General features: G+C 39.1%; 16 protein-coding genes. 8 read left to right on the forward strand and 8 right to left on the reverse strand.

Going from position 1 to position 13,350, the window contains the following annotated elements:
• Positions 1-4 precede the first annotated feature (4 nt).
• Complete coding sequence (locus AACU33_RS20855) at positions 5-823, reverse strand: Rpn family recombination-promoting nuclease/putative transposase (protein ID WP_096590464.1); 819 nt, start codon at positions 821-823, stop codon at positions 5-7.
• Positions 824-923: 100 nt separating this feature from the next.
• Here AACU33_RS20855 and AACU33_RS20860 point away from each other — a divergent pair, with 100 nt between their 5' ends.
• Entirely contained in the window at positions 924-2,207 is a 1,284-nt protein-coding gene (locus AACU33_RS20860) for a lipid-A-disaccharide synthase (RefSeq protein WP_096590465.1), read from the forward strand.
• A 14-nt stretch (positions 2,208-2,221) separates the two neighbouring features.
• Here AACU33_RS20860 and AACU33_RS20865 read toward each other — a convergent pair whose 3' ends face one another.
• Positions 2,222-2,608, reverse strand: a complete 387-nt coding sequence (locus tag AACU33_RS20865) for a hypothetical protein (protein ID WP_096590466.1) — start codon at positions 2,606-2,608, stop codon at positions 2,222-2,224.
• A gap of 539 nt (positions 2,609-3,147) precedes the next feature.
• On the opposite strand from AACU33_RS20865, the gene AACU33_RS20870 reads away from it, so the two are divergent.
• Both AACU33_RS20870 and AACU33_RS20875 read left to right on the forward strand, forming a co-directional pair.
• Positions 3,148-3,849, forward strand: coding sequence for a M23 family metallopeptidase (locus AACU33_RS20870; RefSeq protein WP_096590467.1), 702 nt, complete (start codon positions 3,148-3,150; stop codon positions 3,847-3,849).
• A 173-nt stretch (positions 3,850-4,022) separates the two neighbouring features.
• Positions 4,023-4,610 (forward strand): ankyrin repeat domain-containing protein, encoded by a 588-nt coding sequence (locus AACU33_RS20875; RefSeq protein WP_096590468.1) that lies wholly within the window; start codon positions 4,023-4,025, stop codon positions 4,608-4,610.
• A 65-nt stretch (positions 4,611-4,675) separates the two neighbouring features.
• Here AACU33_RS20875 and AACU33_RS20880 read toward each other — a convergent pair whose 3' ends face one another.
• The gene (locus AACU33_RS20880; protein WP_339376180.1) at positions 4,676-4,801 is read right to left on the reverse strand and encodes a hypothetical protein; all 126 of its coding nucleotides are present in this window, start codon (positions 4,799-4,801) and stop codon (positions 4,676-4,678) included.
• A 553-nt stretch (positions 4,802-5,354) separates the two neighbouring features.
• Between AACU33_RS20880 and AACU33_RS20885 the strand changes: the two genes are divergently transcribed.
• The 3 genes from AACU33_RS20885 to AACU33_RS20895 all read left to right on the forward strand — a co-directional run bounded on the left by AACU33_RS20885 (position 5,355) and on the right by AACU33_RS20895 (position 8,012).
• Entirely contained in the window at positions 5,355-6,677 is a 1,323-nt protein-coding gene (locus tag AACU33_RS20885) for an aminotransferase class I/II-fold pyridoxal phosphate-dependent enzyme (protein ID WP_096590469.1), read from the forward strand.
• A 93-nt stretch (positions 6,678-6,770) separates the two neighbouring features.
• Positions 6,771-7,163 (forward strand): YybH family protein, encoded by a 393-nt coding sequence (locus tag AACU33_RS20890; protein WP_096590470.1) that lies wholly within the window; start codon positions 6,771-6,773, stop codon positions 7,161-7,163.
• A 111-nt stretch (positions 7,164-7,274) separates the two neighbouring features.
• A complete protein-coding gene (locus tag AACU33_RS20895) occupies positions 7,275-8,012 on the forward strand; it encodes an SDR family oxidoreductase (protein ID WP_096590471.1) in 738 nt (245 codons plus the stop codon).
• Positions 8,013-8,121: 109 nt separating this feature from the next.
• Here the strand turns inward: AACU33_RS20895 and AACU33_RS20900 are convergent, their stop codons facing one another.
• Complete coding sequence (locus tag AACU33_RS20900) at positions 8,122-8,625, reverse strand: hypothetical protein (RefSeq protein ID WP_339376181.1); 504 nt, start codon at positions 8,623-8,625, stop codon at positions 8,122-8,124.
• 433 nt (positions 8,626-9,058) lie between these two features.
• Between AACU33_RS20900 and AACU33_RS20905 the strand changes: the two genes are divergently transcribed.
• Positions 9,059-10,123, forward strand: coding sequence for a glutathione S-transferase family protein (locus tag AACU33_RS20905; protein ID WP_096590472.1), 1,065 nt, complete (start codon positions 9,059-9,061; stop codon positions 10,121-10,123).
• A gap of 115 nt (positions 10,124-10,238) precedes the next feature.
• Here AACU33_RS20905 and AACU33_RS20910 read toward each other — a convergent pair whose 3' ends face one another.
• The 3 genes from AACU33_RS20910 to AACU33_RS20920 form a co-directional block, all read right to left on the reverse strand.
• Positions 10,239-10,811, reverse strand: coding sequence for an HdeD family acid-resistance protein (locus AACU33_RS20910; RefSeq protein WP_096590473.1), 573 nt, complete (start codon positions 10,809-10,811; stop codon positions 10,239-10,241).
• A gap of 249 nt (positions 10,812-11,060) precedes the next feature.
• Positions 11,061-11,435: an S-layer homology domain-containing protein gene (locus AACU33_RS20915; RefSeq protein WP_096590474.1), complete on the reverse strand. Its 375-nt coding sequence runs from the start codon at positions 11,433-11,435 to the stop codon at positions 11,061-11,063.
• 307 nt (positions 11,436-11,742) lie between these two features.
• Complete coding sequence (locus AACU33_RS20920) at positions 11,743-11,913, reverse strand: lmo0937 family membrane protein (RefSeq protein WP_339376182.1); 171 nt, start codon at positions 11,911-11,913, stop codon at positions 11,743-11,745.
• 377 nt (positions 11,914-12,290) lie between these two features.
• Here AACU33_RS20920 and AACU33_RS20925 point away from each other — a divergent pair, with 377 nt between their 5' ends.
• Positions 12,291-12,563, forward strand: coding sequence for a GlsB/YeaQ/YmgE family stress response membrane protein (locus tag AACU33_RS20925; RefSeq protein WP_086689355.1), 273 nt, complete (start codon positions 12,291-12,293; stop codon positions 12,561-12,563).
• Positions 12,564-12,697: 134 nt separating this feature from the next.
• On the opposite strand, the gene AACU33_RS20930 is transcribed toward AACU33_RS20925, so the two are convergent.
• On the reverse strand, positions 12,698-13,255 hold the full coding sequence (locus AACU33_RS20930) for a Uma2 family endonuclease (RefSeq protein ID WP_339376183.1): 558 nt from the start codon (positions 13,253-13,255) through the stop codon (positions 12,698-12,700).
• Positions 13,256-13,350: the final 95 nt, after the last annotated feature.

Below are 13,350 nucleotides of genomic sequence, written 5' to 3' on the forward strand. Positions count from 1 at the left end.
AAGCTTACTGTGCTGGATTATTACCTACTTGCGCCTGTAAATGTTGAACTTGTTCAATAGTTAAACCAGTGATATCTACTATTGTTTTAACATCTATACCTTTGTTAATCATTTTGATGGCAATTTCTTGAGCTTTTTGTTCTAAACCCTGTTCCAGACCCTGTTCCAGACCCTGTTCAAATCCTTCTTTCAGCCCTTCTTGCAAAATATCTTGATAGATAACAGATTCGCGCATAATATCACTCCGCAAAATTCTTTTAATGAGGTCTTTATTTAATACTAGCCCAGCTAAAACTGCTGTTGATGCAGCAATATTACTGCGAATGCGGGTGTCATTCATTGCTGCAATAACTTGGGCGACTTCTTCTAAAGTTCGCCTTCGATCGTCAGTTTGACTTAAAGTTGCAAAAGGTAACAAACCTGGAGAATTTAAAAATAGTTCCGTTGGTTGTTCCCAAAGTCGAATGACTTCAAATCTGTGCCGGGTATTCTCTAAGGCAAATTCCGTTTGATAAACTAGAGTAGAATCGCTTGGTTGTAAATAAATTACCACCTGACGCATCCGTTTTTGGGGAAAACGCCGATACACGCGCAGGCGATAATCAGCCATGCGAAAGGGAATATCGGCTTTAGGTACAGTTTGGAATTCGAGATGGAGAACAAGTTCATCCGACTGCAACAAAATTAATGCATCGGCGCGGATGGGTTCGAGAGATAATTCCGATGGACTCAGTTCCGTAAGTGTAATTGGTTGACCGAGTAACCAAGTTGCAAAGTCACTGGAAAATGATTCGGCAAGAAATTTGCAGACCTTATCAAACATAGCCTGCAATTATATCAGTAGTATTGTACCTGTAACCAAGGAACGAATGAGGTAATATTTGCCTCTTGACTAATAGTGTCTAACTCTTCACCATTAACTCATGACTCCAGTAGATATTCTTATTCTCTCCAATGGCCCTGGGGAAGTTACAACCTGGGTACGTCCAGTAGTTAAGGCATTACGGCAACAATTGGGCGAAGATCGCTCTTTAGTCAGGATTTCTGTAGTTTTATCTCCTTGTCCTAATGCTAGCGGTAAAGAAGCGGCGATCGCACTTTCTTACCCAGAAGTAGATAGGGTTCAAGCAGCTGAGCATTTTTGGCAATTTTTACTCTGGGGAAAAACTGCTGATAATTGGGATTGGAGAAGTCACGGAGTAGTGGTTTTTCTGGGCGGGGATCAATTTTTTCCTGTAGTTATTGGTAAAAAACTCGGCTACAGCACAGTGATTTACGCCGAATGGGATGCGCGCTGGCACAGTTTGATTGACCGCTTTGGCGTAATGACAGCGAAAGTTGCTGAACGCATTCCCCAAAAATACGCTCACAAATTTACTGTGGTTGGGGATTTGATGCTAGAGGCTAAGAGTGATTCGTCCTTAACAAATTACCAAGGACAAATGACAGAAATAATTGGTATATTACCTGGTTCCAAAGCCGCCAAGTTATCTCAAGGTGTACCGTTAACATTAGCGATCGCAGAATACATCAAAACCAAAAGACCTCAAACTAAGTTTGTCATTCCTGTAGCGCCGACTTTGGATTTAAAAACCTTAGCTAGTTTTGCCGATCCCCAAAAAAACCCTTTTGTTGAAACCTTTGGTTTTAGTGGTGCTTCCTTAATTTTCCCAGATGGCGATAAACAACAGCCAATACTCAAAACAGCTAATGGTTTAACTGTGGAACTGTGGCAAGAATCGCCCGCCTATCAATTATTATCTCAATGTCGTATCTGCTTAACAACAGTTGGAGCTAATACCGCCGAACTCGGTGCTTTAGCCGTACCAATGCTTGTTTTGCTACCTACCCAACAACTGGACGCCATGCGATCTTGGGATGGTTTACCGGGATTGTTAGCTAATTTACCAGGTATAGGTTCGAGCTTCGCCAAAATTATCAACTGGTTATTCCTTAGACGCAAAGGTTTATTAGCTTGGCCAAATATCTGGGCACAAGAAGAAATAGTACCCGAACTAGTAGGACATCTCCAGCCGCAAGATATTGGCGAAATGGTATTAGATTTACTAGCTCATCCCGAAAAATTAGCGCAAATGCAACTCAAACTCCGCAATGTTAGAGGTGAAGCAGGGGCAGCGCAGAAGTTAGCCACTTTGGTTAAAGAAGAAATAGATAAGAGCCATTTGTCAAGAGTCCAGAGTCAATAGTCATGAGAATTTTCTCATTCCGAAGAACTTCCATCTCTTCGCCCTAGCTCATAAATACCAGAACCGATACAAGCAAGTATACCCGTGCTGATTCCCCAACTAGGGCCTAAACTGATTTCCAAACCCCAGTGAACTAAAGCACCTGCTATCAAAAAAGGCACAATACTAAAAAGTGAAGCGTAAAAAGCGTTTTGGGATTCTCTAGCTTTGCGAGTTCGTTCAAATTCTGTTTGACTAGTATAAAGCGATCGCTCGGCAAAGTTAAACCACCGATTTAGTTGCTCAATTACCCATTCACTCAGTGGGGAAAAAGCTAAGTATAGCGCCAAAGACCACAAACTCGCTCCTGCGATCGCAATTGTGTCCAATTCAAAGTGGAAAGGCCAAATATCTGTCAGCATAGTTTGTCGGAGTCTTGCAAAGGCACACTTTTCGCTATAACGCTTTGTTATAGATACCAAATTAATCTTTTAAATAAATTAAATTAACAGCCTTTTGCCGGATTGACAACTCTCTTCAGGGTAAATTATCTCAGCCAAAACTTTATTTTTAACTCTAATGTATTAATTAGCATACCAAGTTCATCCGTAAAAACTAGCATAAATATTCACTACTAAAAATTATTTAATCCGTAATTACTAGCTAAACACTATGCTAATTAGCGACTATACTTGTCTACTGAAATGTATTAAAAATCCTGACCACATCTGATTTTTCGGTTATTGATTTCAATAGCTAATTAGATAAATTTGACAGTTTTAAAAGCATTATATTGTTAGCTAGATAACTTGACATGGTAATATGGACGAGCTAAATATTTCCATGTTCCCACTATTGATATATCAATAATCAAGTAGCTTTCATCAAAGCTTTTCAAACAGATTAAACTGAAGTTTTCCAGCAATTTACTGATAATTTTATTGAAATGAGGAATAAAAAAATGAGTCAGCGGCAACACAGAGTAATAGCATCAGTAAGCTCTTTATTAATATTAGGGTTGAGTCTTGTAAGTTTCATTACTCTATTGCCTAAGTCAGAAATTGCTAGAGCCAGAGAAATCAAGTCAAACAAAGCAAATACAAGCAATGCTTGGTTATCAGCTTCTTTTCCGGTAGAAAACTTTCAAGGTTACACTTCTGCCTTTGGTTATCGCCGTTCTGCTACTGGTGGTGATAATTGGGAATTTCATGGAGGTTTAGATATTGCTGCCCCTCAAGGTAGTTACATCCGCAATTGGTGGGGTGGTACAGTGATTAAAGTTGGCGATCGCGATGCCTGCGGCACCCATATCATCATTAAATCGGGAGCTTGGCAGCATACCTACTGCCACATGGAAGGACACGTCGAAACCGTATCTGGTCGCCGTTATCTAATTGACCGCACAGGTGGAATTCAAATTGCCGAAGGTCAACAAATACCCACAGGAATTAGAATTGGCAGGGTAGGAATGACCGGACGTACCACCGGGCCGCACCTGCATTGGGGACTGAAGTATGATACCAACTATGTAGACCCAGCAATGGTTTTGCGCGAAATGTTCTCACAGCAGCAAATTGCTAGGCGAGAAGGGTCAAAAGTTAATGCTCAACAGTCACAAGTTGTAATTCAAGAATCACAGAATACTCGCGATTCTGGTTATTAAGGACAAAAGGTATGGGGGAGTGTGGGGAGTGTGGGGAAGAAATGAAACATGACTAATGACTATTCTCTATTGCCATCTTGACCCATGATTGACCATTTTTCAAGTTTTATACATTCCGGAAATTGTTCTTTTCGATGTGAAGTTTGGCTCAAGTGTATTTATATGTTTGAGATATGCAAACAAAACTCTCACATCGTCACTTAGGATTATTGCTATCGCTGTTGTTAATATCGACACCTAGTGTTTCTTTAGCGCAAGCAGAGACAGATAACCAGCAAGACATATTAATTGAAGCTGTAGCAACAGATCAAGTTGATGTGCTAAAGAAGTTTCTAGACAATGGTGGCGATCCCGATAAATACTTTGCGTTGGCTGTCAGTGACGGTTCTATGCAGAGTGTAGAACTCATGCTGCGGCGGGGAGCAAATGTGAATCTCCCCGATGCAAATGGTATAACTCCGTTGATGGTTGCAGCCCGGTATACCTACCGTGCTGGAGCAGGAATGACGAAATTGTTGCTGGATAAAGGTGCTTCAGTCAATGCCAAAAGTAAAAAAGGTAGCACTGCACTGATGTTTTCTTGCTCACCAGTAGCTACTTACTATGAAGATGAGTATGCAGAGGTAGTGAAGATACTAATTGCTAAGGGCGCACAGCTAAATGCCAAAAACCAGCTAGGAGCCACAGCACTCAGTGTCGCACAAGAAGGAAATTGGCAGAAGATAGTTGCCATTCTTAAGAAAGCAGGGGCAAAATTATAGTCGCATACGGTTCGGTTCAGAAAAATCCTCTGTGGAAGAAAAACAAGCAAGAGGATTCTGGAAGATTAAGGTGTACCAAGTTTTTTTCCAAAATCAAATATAAGTTCTGTAGTTACCAGATACGATGCGATCGCACTAACTAAATACTCTAGCGATCCTACTGACAACAAAAGCTGAGTTTGAACTTCCATCGTCAGCTTTATTTTTTAAGTTTAACCCTTCAGTATAAATACAGAATCTTTAAATTAGAAAAGCTTTATTTTTTCTTAAGACGTGGTATATTTACTATACGAGCATATTTTGCAAGTAAAAATTAACAGTAAAGGATTTTTCAATCACGGAAAATTTTTATTCTGTCAGCAATCTACCGGAAATAGTCTCAGATTGATATCCAAGCTATATGGTGTCTAAGCGTTCACATAAATTGACCGCTAAAAATTGACTTGCACCGAAACGAATCTTACTCACTCAAAATGCTTAGATACTTAGTAGCTTGTCGGAGATAGCAGTAGTACTTTGTTATACATACCTTGAAAGTTTGCAGTTAGCGGCTTTGCTTTCTCAAACGCACTTTGTGCTGACTGCAAAACATTCATAGTTGCAGTGACAAAGTAGTTGTCCGTGTCATTAATTTTGACGAATTCGTATTTTGTAGTAAGTACTTTAGTGCTTCAAAACCCAGCGCTAAAATCTTTATCTCGCCTATTTACCAAATCTTGATTCCCACACATAATTTAATTAGATATGACAGTAGCAATAGAGCGTAATATCCAGCCAGCAAGTAATGCGATCGCTAACAATCAAGTCAGTCTATCAACTTCATTAGGTTTACTCAAAAGACAGTTAAAGGCGAATGGCGCTCATAGCTTTGAAGATATAGCTGAAGCTATTTATCAGCATAAGCAATTGCAAGTTCAGGCAGGTTTGTATTCTCAAGACAAATTTACCTTGGAAGGTAGCGATGGCGAAGCACAGCTAGTTTGTCCATCTACAGGAACGTTGCACCAGTGCATTATTTGGTGTGTTAATCACTACACAGGTCTAAATAGAAACGAGAAGATTATCGATAAAGTCTGCGAAGCCGTCAAAAAATTTGGTACGGGAAGCGGGACTTCTGCAATATCCGGGGGTATGTCTTCGTTACATAAAGAGGCGGAAAGAAGACTCGCGTCTTTAGTTGGCAAAGAATCTGCTTTATTGTTCCCCACAGGATACACCACTAATTTAGGTGTCATCTCTGCTTTACCAGGAACAAATGATTTTTTACTTTTCGATCGAGAAGCTCATGCTTCGATTATTGATGGAATTAAGCTTTCTGGGAAAAAGTTTGCTTCGTTCAAGCATAATTCTGTAGAAGACTTAGAGAACAAACTGAAAAAATACAGAAACAACTACGAAAACGTCATTGTTATTGTCGAATCTGCATATTCCATGAGTGGCGATTTAGCGCCTTTAACTGAAATTGTCCAACTCAAGAAAAAATATAATTTTCATCTCTATGTAGATGAAGCGCATACATTTGGTTTTTACGGTCATCAAGGTGCTGGCTACTGTAATCAACTTGGGGTGACTGATGAAGTAGATTTCATTATGTCCACCTTATCTAAATCAACAGCTTCTATCGGCGGTTTTATTGCTTGCAAAAGTAAATATATCCCTTTACTAGAATGGAGCGCCAATTCGTACTTATTTCAAGCTTGTCTAACTCCAGGGGATGCAGCCGCTATCTTAGCCTCACTTGATGAATTAGCTGCAAATCCAGAATTAATCGCCCAACTGCATCAAAAAAATAGCTACATGCGGCAAAAACTCACCGCAATGGGTTTTGATTTAGGTCATAGCCAAAGTCCGATTATACCGATCTTTATTCCCGATCCCGAAACTTTACACGCTTTTAACCGCGATTTGTTCTCAGAAGGAATTTTTTCCATCGCCATTGTTTATCCAATTGTCAAACCTTCAGAAGGTCGAATTCGTTTTATCTTAAACGCTTCCCACACTTATGAGAACATCGATAGAACATTGGATGTATTGGAGAAACTAGGCAAGCAATACAGACTTATCTAGTCAAAAACGGCTTCGACAGGCAAATGTCAAAGCCGGAAAACGAATTTATTGAACTATATTCTCAAATTTATTATCGCATCAAGGTTGAAACTAATGACGATCGCACAAACTCTTAGCATTCGCGATGCAATTACAGCAGCGAACCAAAACTTTATGCAGACTTTTGCACGGGGTGATGCAGCAAGTTTAGCTAACTTCTACACAGAGGATGGTCAAATTCTCCCGACTCATAGCGACTTTATTGGTACAAAACAAGGAATTGAAGAGTTTTGGCAAACAATTTTTCACCTCAACATTACCCAAGTAAATCTGGAAACCATTGAGGTAGAAAGTCATGGCAATACAGCCATTGAAGTAGGAAAATATTTGTTAAGCGATCGCAACGGTCAAACAGTAGACAAAGGCAAGTATATCGTCATCTGGAAACAAGAAGATGGACAGTGGCGCTTGCATCGCGACATTTGGAACAGTAGCGTACCTGGTTAAGCTGCTTTCATCGACACAGCGATGTTGTATCCATACGATAGATATGGCGCAAATGCATGAAAACAACTGTAATATTGCGCCATTTTATTAATAATTGAGATCGCTTATTTTATGAATATCAAAGGTTCAGTTGTTTTAGTTACTGGTGCTAATCGCGGTATTGGTAAAGCTTTCGTCCAAGCATTGTCTGATGCAGGTGCTTCCCGAATATATGCTACTGCGCGTAACGTTGACTCGCTCAAAGAAATTGTCGCTATTGACTCAAAAAAAATTATTCCCCTAGGGTTAGATATTACCAATCCAGAGCAAATTGCACAAATAGCTGAGATTGCCCAAGATGTGAATCTACTAATTAACAATGCAGGGGTATTGGGTACAGGTGGATTTTTCAGCCCCAGCAGCATAGAAATTGCGCGTTGGGAAATGGAAACTAACTACTTCGGCGGACTATATATGATTCAGGCTTTTGCACCAATTTTGAAACGCAATGGTGGAGGTGCGATCGCCAATATACTTTCTTTAGCCTCTTTTGTGAACGTGCCAATGTTTGGTTCTTATTGTGCTTCCAAAGCTGCGTTTCATTCCTTAACCCAAGGGGTACGTGCTGAACTAGCGCCACAAGGAACCTTAGTAGTAGGCGTATATCCTGGGACTGTCGATACAGATATGGGTGAAAAAGTCCCATTAGACAAAGTTTCGCCCAGCGAAATTGCAGTTTTTACACTGCAAGCAATAGAACAAGGAATCGAAGATATTAACCCAGATCCTATGTCACAGCAGGTAATTGCTAGCATCAAACAAGATGCAAAAGCTGTAGAAAAACAATTTGCAACGCTGTTACCTAATTAACGCGATCGCACTTTTGAAAACTAACTTGCCCAAGATGATAATACAGCGTTTTTCTGGTAAATGAAGTACATCGGTAGGGGCACAAAAATTTTGTGCCCTGACTTCGCCATTATTGTACTACTTTAATAGACTTAGCAATAATCGCAGGTCGATCTACATAATTTTTATAGTCTTCTTCCTGTAAATTCAAATTATAATCTCGTTCAATTTCCGAAATTACGAAGTTGCGAACTTCACCTGTAACTTCAACTTTTCTATTGCGATTAGTAGGTAGATCGAAAGCTACACCTGAAGCATTCACAACTAATATAGGTTGTTGGATAATGCGAGGACGATCGTTGATTGTGAAGGAGCTTAAGCCAACTTTCTGCACTGGATTGCTTCTAATTCTCACAGTTTTACCGATAAATTCATCTGTGTTTGTCGCTACTTCTGATGTATTAGCAAGGTCGGGAAAAGTGCTTTTATCCTGGTCATTAATGCTGCCAAATCTCACAAAAGCAGCTATCAATATTAAAGCAATTAATAACGTTGCATCCTGTAACCCTAAAGTTCGTGGGCTATTTTTAACCTTAGTATCTTTGTTAGATTGATTGCGATCGAGTGTATTCATGTGAGGAAAGTTTAAAGACTTATAGCGTTGATGGTATTGCTAATTAATCGATACATATCAGTATCAATCAAAGCTGTAAATTTGAAAGTTGCTAGGAATTTATTAAGCAAATCGAGCAGGATAAATAAGCTATATTCCGTAACAGAATAAAGCGCAATATCCTAGAAATTGAGAATGAGATGATTGCAAAAAATGTGGATGTGAAATTGTAAATGTAAAAAACTGCTGTGATATTTATAAAAGGATATTAGCAATAAAAAATATAAGTCTCTTCCTGCTCAAGTGATAAACTGGATATGAAATACAGGTTGCGAACAATACTATAGGTAGAGCTAGATACGTCCAATAGTAGAGATGCCAAAGCACTCGCAGCAATTCTTTCAATATGCAAAGCTTTATTTATCATCCAAAGCCTTTACTCTAAACCTTAACCATGAGTGATGTAAAAAATTTTAATGTAGGGTCTACTACCTCAACAAAAAAGCCAGGAAAATCATTACCGCCAAAGTTGATTATCGGGCTGGGTAAGTTTGTTTGGGAAACAATGTGGCATACAATGATGTCAAAAATTGCTCCGAGGAGTCAATCTGGAGAGTATATTCGCCCCAGCAGTCAGTTTAGAAACTTTATTAGCGCAGAGAAAGATAACCGCTATCCACCAGCAACAGGGCGCTATCACCTGTATGTGGGGCTGAGTTGTCCTTGGGCGCATCGTACTCTGATTGTGCGGGCGCTGAAAGGATTAGAAGATGCGATCTCTGTCAGTGTTGTTGTTCCTTCGGCGATCGCAGGCGGTTGGGTGTTCGATGAAGAAGAACAAGGTTGCGCTAGCCTAGCCCAATTGTATGCCCTGGCTCAACCCGGTTACACTGGACGCGCTACAGTTCCAGTTTTGTGGGATAACCAAACAAAGACTATTGTCAACAATGAGAGTGCAGAGATTATTGTGATGCTGAACTCAGAATTTAATGAGTTCGCCACTAATCCGACTTTGAATTTGTATCCTGAGGAGTTAAAAGAAAAGATTGATTCGTGGAATGAGAAGATTTACCACAGCGTGAATAACGGTGTCTATCGTTGCGGCTTCGCCCAAACTCAAGCAGCTTACAATCAAGCTTGCGAAGAATTGTTCGCTACCTTAGATGAAATTGAAGCAGCTTTAGAGACAAGCAGATATTTGTGTGGGGATAATGTCACCCTTGCAGATATTCGGCTGTTTACAACATTGTTCCGCTTTGATGTTGCTTACTACGGCTTGTTTAAGTGCAATCGCCATAGAATTCAAGATTATCCCAATTTAGGAGTTTACCTCAGGGATATATATCAACTTCCGAGTGTAGCTGATACTTGCAACATAGAAAGCGTCAAACAAGATTACTATGGGAATCTATTTCCTCTCAATCCCGGCGGTATTATTCCTTCGGGGCCTGATATGTCATACCTGCTAAAACCACACGATCGCGATCGCATTAGCAAGAGTGCAGATGTGCAAGTCTAAGAAATCAAGAGCGATTGCTGTCAACTTCATCTAGCATATTTTAAATAATGCGATCGTCCACAGGGGTGAGCGTCATACTTTAGAAAATGCTCACCCTAAATCAAACTACACACCCTTAAGCGGTTCCTGCGGCTTGGTCAGGATTATTAAAAGTAGGACGTCTGTTCAAAGACAGCATTACTCGTGAAACACCAGTGAAGAGAATGCTAACACCCAGTAGGGTTCCAATCAACCAAGGTGCGTTAAAAGGCCACTGGAACCAAATCATTGCACCCAAGATTAAGGTGATAATCCCATCACCTAATACCCATGTCCAGTTTTGTTGCGGACGCAGCCTAAAAGCCAGAATTAACTCGAAAACACCTTCGGTTAATAAGAAACTACCCAGCAATAGAGTTAATGTCAGGATACCCGTAGAAGGGTAAATCAACAGCATTACACCTGTTGCAATGTAGAGTACGCCTAATAAAACTTTCCACACTAAACCGCCTGACTGGCGGGTGTTATATGCATAGAACAGTTTAGCGAAACCAGCAGAGGCTAGAATTATTGCTACCCAAGTTTCTGCAAAAATTGTCGAAATAGCAGGTAGAGCGATCGCAATAATTCCTAAAACAGTCAAGAGACCGCCAGTTAAGAGCGACTTATTATCACCCTTGTTAATATCATTGGAAACATTTGTGGTCATATAACTTTTTCCTAATGCCTAATTGAACTCTCAATTTAGGCTAAGGAATTTTTTCCTATCAACACATCACCCTAAGGTAGACTCATAGGGATTAATTTCATCCATAGTTTAGTCAAAAGTCATGACTGGAGATTTAAATAACTGTTATCCCAAGTATTTTTATATCTGTTGGTAGATGAACTAAAAATAAATTCATCTTGCTGGATTTTTAACACCAACGTGCTGACTCCAGTAAAAAAGTGAAATAGTTTATTTTTTATTAGGTATAGTATCAACTCGTTGGTTGAGTTCTTGAAGTTGAATGTTTAACTCTCTCTGACGCTTGATTAAAACTTCTAAGTCTTCTTTTGTTGCTAAATTCGCTCGATTATTGGGAATAATTTCATTTACCCGATTGAGGCAAGCATTCAACCCAGCTGCAAATTCATAGCGAGTTACTGGTCTATCGCCTCTATATGTACCATTAGGATACCCAGATACACAACCTAACTGAGGATTAACAGTGCGATCGCTTGGTGTTTGCGACCAACTTTTTAATGGATAAGAGAAAATTGTCGTCAATGCTAAAGTAGTTGCCAGGGTAGCTGGATGTAGCAACAGAGAAATTGATGCGATTTTCAGCATAAATATTAATCGTAGCTAGAAGCTGTATACATTATCCACCTTACCAAAATTAAATTATTTTGGTATTACAGCCAGACCTGAAATAATCAAGCAACAGTCAAATAATCTTGAACTGCTGGATATTTACTATCACTAACCAACTATAATCTTACTTTTATACCTGATAATACTAAAATGTTTTTTATCGCGATTAAAGACTTTAGGGCTGCTCAGTCTGCACATAATTTTAGTTGAAATTGAGTATTTAAACTTCAACTTCAACTAACTGTAATTTTGAATTTTAGATTTTTAGTATTGGTCTTTGTACTTAAAAAGCAGTACGTGATTTCAAAAAGTTATAAATAGCAATAGCAATTGCTAAAAGCAAAAAGATATGAATGAGATTGCCAGCAATATGTAATGCTAATCCCAAAGCCCAAAACACAAATAGTACAACTGCAATAGTCCAAAGGATACCAAGCATAATTTTTTTACCCAAACATTATTAGCTAATAGTCTAAATAAGCTAATAATTTTTTGTTAACTATCTTATGGATGAATTATTTCTAAGTATTTTGATAGAAAAAGCATCTCTTTATACACGGCAATACTATTTGGCGATTGCATCGCTTGTAGGCTCAAGACTCATTCAATTTTCTCTGTGTAATTAAAATTTTCTCAAGCAATAAATAGTTATTTACTTTAGTCAAAAACAGCTTGAAATTATTAATTTTTGTATAGCTAATTCTCAAGCTATTTATTAAATCAACTATTCCTTCAGGTTGCAACAATTAGTTCTAGCGGTAGATAAGATATCCAGATTTGAAATGTTAACTTAAGCATAACAGTAAAAACTCTTTTGACACTTTAAAAACTATGAACATTCTTGCTTGGATTGTTTTAGGTCTCATTGCTGGTGCTATTGCGAAGGCTATCTATCCCGGTCATCAAGGCGGCGGCATTCTCGGAACAATTTTGCTAGGTATAATTGGTGCATTTGTTGGTGGTAGTTTAGGCATATTCTTTAGTACGGGAACCCTAGCATTAGCTGCTCCTACTCTGAGTATTACTGGCATCATAGTGGCAGTTATTGGTGCAATTGTTGCCGTGTTCTTGTGGAACCTACTAACTCATCGGAGTGCTCTATAAAAAGTTAAGTTCAGTTTAATATTTAGTAAACCTCAGGGAGCCTATTTTAACTATATTTATCCCTGAATTAAATTAAACAAATAGCGCTGGCTGTCATCAGCTGGCGCTATATATTTTTTATGTGAAGCATTATTTTATCTTCGCTGCAACCAAGCAAATAGATCGTTAACAGAGAGATTCAGTTTGATACCTTCCAAAACAGGCAATACTTCAGATCCAGATAGCAAATCTGGCAGACGATTAGGTTGATAAACTAAAACTGAACGTTCTCTTGGATCTATCAACCATCCAAGCTGAGTACCGTTTCTTAAACAATACAGTATATTACCTGTCACCTTAGTCTGACTTTGGTCAGGCGAGAGAATTTCAATTACCCAAGCTGGTGCAAATTCAATTCCAGTGCTAGCGAGATCACCACTTTCATCTAGTGGAAGTTGATTGCTAGCAACGATAACTACATCCACAACAACAGAACGATTACCAAAAGAACAACGTAATTCTGGAAAGGCTTCATAATTGCTATCTGCTGCATCGATTACAGCAACTAAACGCTTTTGCAATAGGCTATGTTTGCCTCCCCCCATTGGTTTTTGCAGTGCCTCTCCGTTAATATATTCCCAAGCTGGTGACTCATCAATGTATGGCAGTTTTAAGAACTCTTCTAAACTGCTGCTTGGAATTGCAATTGTCATTTCCCTTACCATCCTTTAATTAAGCATATTTATGGTTTAGGGATACTCTCAAGATTAAGCAGAAAAAGAGATTATAGCATTAATGGTGCTACTCT

Origin of the sequence: Calothrix sp. NIES-2098, assembly GCF_963875125.1 — a bacterium.
Classification (GTDB): Bacteria; Cyanobacteriota; Cyanobacteriia; order Cyanobacteriales; family Nostocaceae; genus Aulosira.